The sequence below is a fragment of the Microbacterium sp. NPDC056234 genome, from assembly GCF_042267585.1.
Classification (GTDB): domain Bacteria; phylum Actinomycetota; class Actinomycetes; order Actinomycetales; family Microbacteriaceae; genus Microbacterium.
On record NZ_JBHJTE010000008.1, the window covers coordinates 43,891 to 50,416 of the forward strand.

General features: G+C 63.8%; 9 protein-coding genes. 5 read left to right on the forward strand and 4 right to left on the reverse strand.

What is annotated here, in order from left to right:
* Positions 1-42: 42 nt before the first annotated feature.
* Both ACFCYE_RS17565 and ACFCYE_RS17570 read right to left on the reverse strand, forming a co-directional pair.
* A complete protein-coding gene (locus tag ACFCYE_RS17565; RefSeq protein ID WP_376180805.1) occupies positions 43-813 on the reverse strand; it encodes a CPBP family intramembrane glutamic endopeptidase in 771 nt (256 codons plus the stop codon).
* A gap of 32 nt (positions 814-845) precedes the next feature.
* A complete protein-coding gene (locus ACFCYE_RS17570; RefSeq protein ID WP_376180807.1) occupies positions 846-1,817 on the reverse strand; it encodes an alpha/beta hydrolase in 972 nt (323 codons plus the stop codon).
* Positions 1,818-1,877: 60 nt separating this feature from the next.
* Between ACFCYE_RS17570 and ACFCYE_RS17575 the strand changes: the two genes are divergently transcribed.
* Positions 1,878-2,432, forward strand: coding sequence for a TetR/AcrR family transcriptional regulator (locus ACFCYE_RS17575; RefSeq protein WP_376180808.1), 555 nt, complete (start codon positions 1,878-1,880; stop codon positions 2,430-2,432).
* Between the two features lie 83 nt (positions 2,433-2,515).
* Positions 2,516-3,247: a formylglycine-generating enzyme family protein gene (locus tag ACFCYE_RS17580; RefSeq protein WP_376180810.1), complete on the forward strand. Its 732-nt coding sequence runs from the start codon at positions 2,516-2,518 to the stop codon at positions 3,245-3,247.
* Here the strand turns inward: ACFCYE_RS17580 and ACFCYE_RS17585 are convergent.
* The gene (locus tag ACFCYE_RS17585; RefSeq protein ID WP_376180812.1) at positions 3,241-3,666 is read right to left on the reverse strand and encodes a winged helix-turn-helix transcriptional regulator; all 426 of its coding nucleotides are present in this window, start codon (positions 3,664-3,666) and stop codon (positions 3,241-3,243) included. The two genes, ACFCYE_RS17580 and ACFCYE_RS17585, sit on opposite strands and share 7 nt — an antisense overlap.
* A 122-nt stretch (positions 3,667-3,788) precedes the next feature.
* On the opposite strand from ACFCYE_RS17585, the gene ACFCYE_RS17590 reads away from it, so the two are divergent.
* Positions 3,789-4,325 carry an SRPBCC domain-containing protein gene (locus ACFCYE_RS17590; RefSeq protein ID WP_376180814.1) on the forward strand — a complete coding sequence of 179 codons (537 nt, stop codon included), beginning with the start codon at positions 3,789-3,791 and terminating at the stop codon, positions 4,323-4,325.
* Positions 4,326-4,450: 125 nt separating this feature from the next.
* Here the strand turns inward: ACFCYE_RS17590 and ACFCYE_RS17595 are convergent, their stop codons facing one another.
* A complete protein-coding gene (locus tag ACFCYE_RS17595) occupies positions 4,451-4,957 on the reverse strand; it encodes an Lrp/AsnC family transcriptional regulator (RefSeq protein WP_376180816.1) in 507 nt (168 codons plus the stop codon).
* Between the two features lie 92 nt (positions 4,958-5,049).
* Here ACFCYE_RS17595 and ACFCYE_RS17600 point away from each other — a divergent pair, with 92 nt between their 5' ends.
* A complete protein-coding gene (locus tag ACFCYE_RS17600; RefSeq protein ID WP_376180818.1) occupies positions 5,050-5,937 on the forward strand; it encodes a PhzF family phenazine biosynthesis protein in 888 nt (295 codons plus the stop codon).
* A complete protein-coding gene (locus tag ACFCYE_RS17605) occupies positions 5,934-6,371 on the forward strand; it encodes a nucleoside deaminase (RefSeq protein WP_376180820.1) in 438 nt (145 codons plus the stop codon). The genes ACFCYE_RS17600 and ACFCYE_RS17605 overlap by 4 nt, the downstream gene beginning before the upstream one ends.
* Positions 6,372-6,526: the final 155 nt, after the last annotated feature.

The following is a 6,526-nucleotide window of genomic DNA, read 5'->3' on the forward strand; positions in this document are numbered from 1 at the left end:
GAGATTCGGCGTCGACCGGCTGTTAGATCGGGCAGAGAATGACTACTGCAGTGGATGATGTGGCCGGAGGGTTTCGCGCCTCCATTTGCGTAAACCCAGAAGCGCCAGTGCAGCTGCAGCCAGCGCGACAGGGGCCGTGACCGAAGGGTCATAGTGCGACCCGCCGTTCGGGAATGACGCCCAACTGACATTGTCCATGGTGTGAACGGTGATGGCCGCGAACAGCGAGCTCTGCGCACCTATGTAGGCAACGACGATGATGACGCGCAGTGCGACCGTAGACACACGATGCCACAGGATCCACTCGGGGGAGTGCCCGCCTTGCAGATCCGCTGTGACGTGGAAGAGTGCCCAGGCCACGCCGATGACCAATGCTGCCATGACGGCGCCGTATCGCGAGAGCAGCGGACTGAGCGCGTAGCCCGTCCATCCGATCTCTTCGCACGCCGCGCTGAAGAAGAACAACACCGCCAGCAGCAGCAGCTGTCCGCCAGCGACTCGCCACTGCGGAAGCTGTTGTCCACCGATGATCATCAGGACGTACGACGCCGAGTAGATCAGCGGCATGATCAGCAAGACCGGAAGGAGTATCCGCGGCCGACCGGCCTGGCGGACGTCGATCGCCTCGAGTGCGATGCGCAACATGCCGTGCGTCCCTTCGCGGCGCGACACGAGGATGACCGCAGCCGCAAGCGGAGCAAGGAACTGCAAAGCGCTGAACGGGAGCCCAGCAATGAGCGGCTGCTCGATCAGAGCGCCCAAGGCGAGGAAGGGGACTGACAAGAAGCCTGTGAGGACGAAGAAGACGTACACCGACCTCACGGCTGGCTCGGGCCGCGCCACCGTCAGCTCGGATCAGGTGAGGATGGCTGGGGGAGAAGCTGCCGTTGCAGGAAGCCGGTGATCTCACGGCTCGCCGGCCGTGCTGCAGGGACGAGGCCGGGCATACTGAGGAAGGCGTGAACCGCTCGCGGATAACTGCTCATCTGCGCAGGAACGTCGGCCTCGATCAGTCTGTCAACGTAGCTTCGCGCGTGGTCCTCGGCGCCGTCGAGAGTGCCGGTGATCACGAGCGCTGGCGGCAAGCCCGACAGATCGTCAGCACGGATAGGGGATATCTCCCGTGCGTCGGAACCCTCGGGGAGCCCGAACCTCCGTGATGCGTGGAGCTCGGCCAGCGAGAACCCCGGGTGCACGGCGTTGGCCGAGACTGACGGATACTCGCCAAGCGCTTCGGTCCAGTCCACGGCGGGGCTGGTCAGCACCTGCGCTACCAAGCCCGGCCCATGTGTGCGGGATCGCTGCGTCAACAATGCGGCAATCGTTGCGCCCGCGCTCTCCCCGAAGACTGCGACCCGGCTTGGGTCGACACCCCAGGCGTGATGTTCAGCGAGCACGTGCTTGAGGCTGTCCCATCCGTCCTCGAACGCATCCGTGATCGGATGCTCGGGCGCGAGCCGGTAATTCACGGCTATGACCAGCGCGCGGCATTCGGCCGCGATCCGGCTGTTGACCCAGTCGTTCTGAGCGGCGGTTCCCATCAGGAATCCACCGCCGTGGAACGACAGAACGAGCGGACGCCGTGCTTCAGAGCCGGTGGGTCTATGGACGCGTACGGCGAGGGTGCGCCCGGGAAGGTCCAGCGTGGCCGCCTCGATACGCACGCAGCGATGCGGAAAGCCCGTCGCGATACGTGCCAGGCGGGACGACCGCACCCGATTGACTTTCGTCCGGGCCATGATGACGTCATCTGCTGACATCGCGTCCCAGTCCAGCTCACGCAGCAGCCGGGTGCCGAGTGGTGCTCGCTCGCTCATCCTTGCCTCCGTCGCCTTACGCTACTTGAGGTAGCGTAACGGTCACTATAGCCTGAGAGCGTGAGCGATTCTCCACGCCCTGCGATCGGCCGGCCGCGCCGTGAGCTTGCGGACCAAGTGTTCGCTGAGACGCTCAGGCTTGTCGATGAGGTGGGGTACGCCAAGGCGACGTGTGAACGTGTCGCGTCCGGGACGGGGATCGCCAAGACGACGATTTACCGGCGATGGCCCACCAAGGGTGAGCTGATCGTCGACGTCCTCCTTGATGCATTCGGCTCCGTGCCCGTGGTGTTGGGCGACCGCCGCCTCATCGTCGAAAGCTCGATCCGCTGGATCGCGTCAAGAATCGAGCAGCCCGGCGTCGGGGCGGCGTTCGCGGGTGTCTTCAGCGATGCCATCCGTGATCCCGCTCTCCGGACGATCCTGGCAACGAAGCTGCAGGAGCCTTACAAGCTTGCTCTCCAAGAAACTCTGGGTGAGTCCGAACAGCGGGTGCTGTTCCTCATTGACCTCGTCACGGGCACCCTGCTTCATCGTCTGGGGATGACAGGGGAGCCGATGGACGACGGAGATCTCAACGCGCTGATTGAGCTCGTTGTTGCAGCCACGGCGTAACCAGTACTCGACGGGCCGGAGCCCGTGCCGGGAATTTGTGCGAGAACTTGAGTGCTGCCCAAAAGGAGAGAAGGAGTGGGCACATGGTTCGGATCGACTGGGTCGACATCCCCGCAGGCACGCTGCTCCGTGGCACCCCGACCGAGGCGTTGCCAACTGTGCATGCCCGTTATGCCGATACCGGCGTACCTGAAGACTGGTTCGCGAAAGAAGCACCGCGAAGTGCGATCCACGTGCCGGCGTTCCGGATCGCACGCACCCCGGTCACCGTTGAGCAGTGGACCCGCTTTGCTGAGAGCACAGCTCGCCCCGCACCGGGAGGGCCCGCGAACCATCCGGTCTTCGGAATCACCTGGGCGGAGGCGTCGGATTACTGCGCCTGGCTGAGCTCGATGGTCGGCGTCGAGGTCAGACTTCCGACCGAAGACGAATGGGAACGCGCCGCGCGAGGAGATGACGATCGAGAGTTCCCTTGGGGTGACACGTATCACCCGGGGCTGGCTAATCTCGTGGATCTCGGGCTCGGAGAAACGACACCAGTGGGCTCGTTCCCTGAGGGGGCAAGCGCATTCGGGGTACTCGACATGGCAGGAAACGTCGACGAATGGACCTCGACACTGTACGCGCCGTACCCTGGCGCGCCCGACGGCGTGTCCCGTGTCGAAACCTGGGCCTTTGACCCGCACATCACCCGTGGTGGCGCGTTCCGCCACGATCGCGACCTCGCTCGCTGCGCCCGTCGTCACGGGGCGTACGAGGCAGACCTGCGTGCGATCGGCGTCGGGTTCCGACTTGCTACATCGAGCAGTCACTGAGTGGAGCGTCGTCGCCAGTCCTTTTCAGTGAGCGAGTCGAAGGCATCGCGATTTCGTGCGATCTCGCTCTCGCTCTCTCGGACCCAGTCGACCAGCTGATCAACCGCGCGGGCCAGTGACTTCCCGAGGTCGGTCAGTTCATACTCCACGCGGCGGGGGCCGATGGGGGAGGCGACTCGTTTGATCAATCCGTCCCGTGTCAGCGATCGGAGAGTCTGGACGAGCATCCGATGCGATACTCCGGCGACCCGCTGATGAAGTGTCGTGAACCGCACCGGGCCCGTGGAAAGTGTCGACACGATGAGCAATGTCCATCGGTCACCGATCCGGGCAAGAAGGTCGCGCACCACAACGATCGTCTCGATGCAGTCCGGTGCGATTCCGCGGTTGCCTAGCTCGGCTGATAGCCCGGAGTTCATGGGTCGTCCTCCCTGTTGATTCTGACTTCAAAGTGCATACGATTTCGCGGAAGCTCAGCCCGCCGAAGACTGTTTCCACCGATAGTAACCATCCGGAACGTAGTGAAGGGCAGCCTAGGACAATGGCAACAACACGCGCAGAATCGGCTACAACGTCGTTGGATCGCGACAGGTCTGCGACGGTCACACACGGAGACTTCACTGTCAGCAGGCGTCTCACCGCACCCCGGGCGGTGGCATTTTCCGCGTTCTCCGACGATGACATCCGCCGACGCTGGATCCGCCTGCCCGGTCGCGGCGCCTCGTACGAGCACGATTTCCGCGTCGGAGGGGGAGAGGACGCGAGAAGCACGTTCGTCATGCCCGACGGAGCATCGGAGCGGATCCGCAATCGGTCGCGCTATCTGGACATCGTGCCGGACCAGCGAATCGTCTTCTCTTACGAAGCGATCGTCGATGACGTTGTCCGATGGGTCTCTCTCGTCACGGTGATGTTCACCGACGGCATCCCCGCCGGGAGCGACGTCGTGTGGCGTGAGCAGGTCGCATTCCTCGTTCAGAGCGGCGACGGCGCGGATCTGCCGCACTTGCGAACCGGTACGGCTCTCAGACTCAATGGTCTGGCGGTCGCGCTCGGCGTCGAAGGAGCGGTTCTCTGAGCGGATCGCAGTTGGCCAGATGGGTTCAGATCTCGAGCTCTTTGCCCACGCTTGCGGGCGGCCCGGCGCCTGCTTTCATCGGATGGTGGTCGAGCTTCGCGCGGGGCGAGTTCAGGGAAGCCGTATCAGCTGAGCTGGACGCGGCCTGGTTCCGAGCCGTGGTCGGCGGGGGCTGTCGGATGCTCGGAGACAGGCGTCGGGCGTGCGGCCACGACTTCGTATACGAGGTCGGTCGTAATGGATCCGACTGATGCCAGTCGCGTGGTGATGCGTTGCAGATCTTGCATGTCGCGGGCGAGTACTTCGAGGTGGTAGCAGGACTCGCCGGTGATGCGCAGGCATCGAGTGATCTGGGGCTCGGTCGCGATGACTGCATCGACCTGGTCGAACAGGGCGCCATGGATCTTCATGCGCACGACTGCGTGCAGTGCGAATCCCAGCACTGATGGTGCGATCTCCGTCCGGTAGCCGGCGATCACATCTTCCGTTTCGAGCCTGCGAAGTCGCATCCGCACCGCGGACACTCCTAGATGCACGCGAGCAGCAAGATCGGTCAACGAGAGGCGTGCGTTGCGAGCCAGCTCAGCCAGGATGAGGCGGTCGGTTGCATCCAACTCAGTCAGCAGCGGCATGATCGCAATGTACCGCAATATTTGCGGCGCAGGAGGATCAGGTGTGCAAAATAGCGCTTCAGTGCGCGTTCGGACGTTCCTAGGCTGAAGGTATGACCCTTGATCAGCGCCGGCGTCTCCCGTTCTCGTGGGTAGACGTGTTCACAGACTCGCCGTTGGCGGGCAATCCCCTTCCTGTCGTTGCCGACGCGGATGGCCTTTCCGTCGAGTCAATGCAGCTCATCGCCCGAGAGTTCAATCAATCCGAAACCACCTTCGTCATGCGTGCAGACTTTGACGCCGATTGGAAGCTTCGGTCCTTTACTCCCTCCGGAGTCGAAGTGAGCGGTGCCGGACACAATGCGATGGGCGCGTGGATCTCGCTCGCGGCGTCCGGGCAACTCGATCCGAACCGCGACCATTTCGTGCAGCAGATCGGCGATGAACTCCTCGACGTCCGCGTCACCACCCGAGCGCCGGGGAGCGCGAGCGTATCAATGCTGCAGTCTGACCCTGTCTTCGTGCGCACCGCCGCCACGAATGCCGTGCTCGCAGAGATCCTTCGCGTGCCGTTCTGCCGCATCGGCTCGGTGATCACTGTTGCCTCGACCGGCGTGCCGCACCTTCTCGTCCCGCTCACCGACGCCGAGATCGTCGATCGGGTGGACCCGAATTCCGACAGACTACGTCCCTTCCTTTCCGAGCTGGGGGCGGAAGGCTGCTACGTCTACGCCCTCACGCCCGAGGCAGAGGGAAGTGATGCCTATGCGCGCTTCTTCAACCCGACTGTGGGCATCGTCGAGGATCCGGCGACAGGCACCGCGGCGGGTCCTCTCGCGGCGATGATGGCACGTGACGGCGCCGTCCGTTCTGCCGGATCTGTTCGCATCGAGCAAGGCACTCGTCTGGGGCGCTCGAGCATCCTGAACCTGGATGTCGCAGAAGGCGTTCGTCTGAGCGGGCGCGGAGTCGTTATCGCAGAAGGAGCGATGTTCGTATGAGCCTGAACCCGAAGGAAGCAGAACTGCTGCGGAGGGCGATTGCGTTGGCTGCTATCGCACGAGAGTCGGGAAACCCGCCGTTCGGGTCGTTGGTCGTGGACGGCGACCTGAACATGCTGTGCGAAGAGGTGAACAGCACGCTCACCGAGGGCGACATCACTGCGCATCCGGAACTGAAGATCGCCCGTTGGGTCGGGGAGAATCACGCGCGCGAGGATGCCGCGGCGTTCACGATGTTCACGAGCTGTGAGCCCTGCAGCATGTGTGCGGGTGCGATCGCTCGATCCGGCATCGGCCGCGTCGTATACGCACTCTCCGGAGAACAACTCGGAGAGATCAAGCCCGCGGACGCTCCATCACCCCTCTTTCCCTGGACTGCGGACGGTCCGCACCTGCGCGATGAGGCCGTCGCACCGGTGGCAGGCTACTACTGAAGTGCGCGTGCGGGAGAGCCCCGCGGACCTAGGCGCTGTTTCGGCCCGCCCGGGCTCGCCATCACGCGCGCGAGGATGCCGCGGCGTTCACGATGTTCACGAGCTGTGAGCCCTGCAGCATGTGTGCGGGTGCGATCGCTCGATCCGGCATCGGC